Consider the following 2,653-nt stretch of genomic DNA (forward strand, 5'->3'; position numbering starts at 1 on the left):
GGGTCAAGTAGTCGGGCAATCATCGCCCGGTGCACGAGGAGCATCACTGTAGCCATCAGGAGGCAGCGCACCATGCCCACCATCACTTCTCTCTCCCCGACCTCCGGACCCACCACGGGCGGCACCCCCGTCACGATAACCGGCACCGACTTCATCGGCCCGCTGACCGTACGGTTCGGCGGTACCGCAACTGCCTTCACCATCGACTCCACCACCCAGATCACGGCCATCGCTCCCGCCGGCGCGGCCGGTACGGTGCAGGTCACCGTCACCACCTCGGCAGGTACCAGCAACGGCGTCGACTACACCTATATCGCGGTGCCCGCCCTGAACAGCATCTCCCCCAACCAGGGCCCCACCTCGGGTGGAACGACGGTCACCCTCACCGGTTCGGGACTCACCGGCGCGACCGCCGTCGCTTTCGGTGCCGCCCTGGCCACCTCGTTCACCGTCGACTCCGACACCCAGATCACGGCGATCGCTCCCGCCGGGACGGGGATCGTTCCGGTCACCGTCACCGGGCCGGGTGGGACCAGCAATGCCGTCCCCTACCTGTATGTCATTCTTCCGGCCATCACCGCCGTCGAACCGACCGCAGGCCCCACCTCGGGAGGAAACTCCGTGGTGATAACCGGTACCGACTTCATCGGTCCGCTGACCGTACGGTTCGGCAACACCGCTACCGTTTTCACCATCGATTCCTCGACCCAGATCACGGCGGTCGCTCCCCCCGGATCGCCGGGCACGGTGCAGATCACGGTCACCGGTTCGGGCGGGACCAGCAACGGTGTGACCTACACTTATGTCGGGGTACCTGTGTTGACCGGTATCGCCCCCGACTCCGGACCGGCAGCGGGTGGTACGGCGGTGGTTCTCACCGGAACGGGACTGTCCACCGCATCCGGGGTGAACTTCGGTGCAACACCGGCCACCTCGTTCACCGTCGATTCCGATACCCAGGTCACGGCGGTCGCTCCTGCGGGGACCGGAACGGCGCAGGTCACTGTCACCACCCTGGGTGGAACGAGCAACGACCTCTCATTCATATACACCTGAGAGTCGACTCGACCGGGCCGGCGGCAGTTGACGCCGGCCCGGTCGGCTTGCGGTTGAGCGAACAACTACAGAATTTTCGTCATTGTGGACGAAGGTTGCAGGGGTAAAGGGGGTTTCGTTGGCAACCGTACTGAAAGTTCTACTGGAGGAAAGACATCTCAAAAGTCATCCGGATTTCCTCGCCGCATACGACAGGTGCGCCGCACAGCTCGATCCGTCGATACCGCCGGGATACGGGCCCGCCAAGGCACAGTATTACCAGTGGCTGTCGGGCCGCATGGTGGGGCTTCCGCGTGACCATCACTGTCGGGTACTGGAGAAGATGTTTCCGGGTTGGACGGTCGAGGGCCTGTTTCAACGGGCCGACCCGACCACGACCACCGGCCGATCGCATCGAGTGGACACTCCCGTACCCGACGTCCGACTCGAATCGTTGCTCGGAACCGAAATGATCACCACCGGGGCGACTCTGGTATATCCGGCCTTCGAGTTGACCGGGCAATCCGTGAACGCACTGCGAACAGCGGGGATTCCTCCCGAACACATCCTCGGGAAGAAGGACGGGGCGTACCCGGATCGGCACCACCTCGACAATACGAAATTCGTCCCGGAGAACGAGGTTCGTGGACTGCTGTATGTATTCTCGCTGATCGGGCGATACCCGACCATTCCGACCACGGTGCACAGTGACGACGAAGTCGTGAACCGATGCGACCGACCGTTCATCAGTTTCGGGCTGAGCAGTAACGACTGCACGCACGAGTATGTCGAAACCATGAAGCGCCCACTGTTCACCATCGGAAAACGGATCGCCGAAGACGGCTCGTACCTGGAGTACGTGCGACTGTCCGACGGAAAACACTACGACTCGAGCGATGGCCGCAATCTCGGCATGATCGCCAGAGTGCGACCGAATCCCGACGCACACCCCGACCGGTATTGGATATATTGCGCGGGTCTGGGCCCGCGTGGCACCGCTGGAGCGGGCTGGTATCTCGCCAACAACTGGCGGCCGCTACAACAGCGTGTCGGTGATCGAGAGTTCGTGGCGGTCGTCGGTGTTCATCAGCGCTCCGACCGGGCGACCGGCCTGGAACATCTGCTGGTCGAACCAACCGGATGACTTGGGTCGTATGCCGACGTCGGTGAAAGTTGTCGGCGTCGGCATACGAGCGAAGCCAGGGTTGTGCGACAAGCCGGTGTCGCACAACCCTCCGCAGCCGCCGGCCGAGTCAGGACCGCACGGCTCGGCGGACCGCATCGTCGGCGGCCATCGCATCACGCAAACTCTTCGGCCGCATATCCGTCCAGCTCTTCTCGACGTACTCGATACAGGAGGCCCGGTTGTCCTCCCCGAAGACGACCCGCCATCCCAGCGGGACCTCGGCGAAGGTCGGCCACAGGGAATACTGCTCCTCGTTGTTGATCAGGACGAAGAATCTGCCGTCTTCGTCGTCGAAGGGATTGGTACTCATTTCACCTCTCTGCGAACTGTCATTGGGTATGGGCGAAGAAGCACTCGAATCCGACCATTCCGCTCCCGGGCTCCCCATCCACCGGCTCGGATATTCTCCCGGGAAGCCGCTGTCCGTCCTCC

Annotated in this window: 3 protein-coding genes; 2 read left to right on the top strand and 1 reads right to left on the bottom strand. The window is 63.1% G+C overall.

The features are described 5' to 3' along the window. The first annotated feature begins 72 nt into the window (after positions 1 to 72). Together ON32_RS18815 and ON32_RS18820 are read left to right on the top strand one after the other, a co-directional pair. Positions 73 to 1,056, top strand: coding sequence for an IPT/TIG domain-containing protein (locus ON32_RS18815; RefSeq protein WP_051133431.1), 984 nt, complete (start codon positions 73 to 75; stop codon positions 1,054 to 1,056). Positions 1,057 to 1,174: 118 nt separating this feature from the next. After that, positions 1,175 to 2,179, top strand: coding sequence for a hypothetical protein (locus ON32_RS18820; protein ID WP_040792269.1), 1,005 nt, complete (start codon positions 1,175 to 1,177; stop codon positions 2,177 to 2,179). Between the two features lie 109 nt (positions 2,180 to 2,288). On the opposite strand, the gene ON32_RS18825 is transcribed toward ON32_RS18820, so the two are convergent. Continuing rightward, the gene (locus tag ON32_RS18825) at positions 2,289 to 2,531 is read right to left on the bottom strand and encodes an MbtH family protein (protein WP_040792270.1); all 243 of its coding nucleotides are present in this window, start codon (positions 2,529 to 2,531) and stop codon (positions 2,289 to 2,291) included. Positions 2,532 to 2,653 lie beyond the last annotated feature (122 nt).

This window comes from Nocardia paucivorans NBRC 100373, from assembly GCF_000308675.1.
Taxonomy (GTDB): Bacteria; Actinomycetota; Actinomycetes; order Mycobacteriales; family Mycobacteriaceae; genus Nocardia; species Nocardia paucivorans.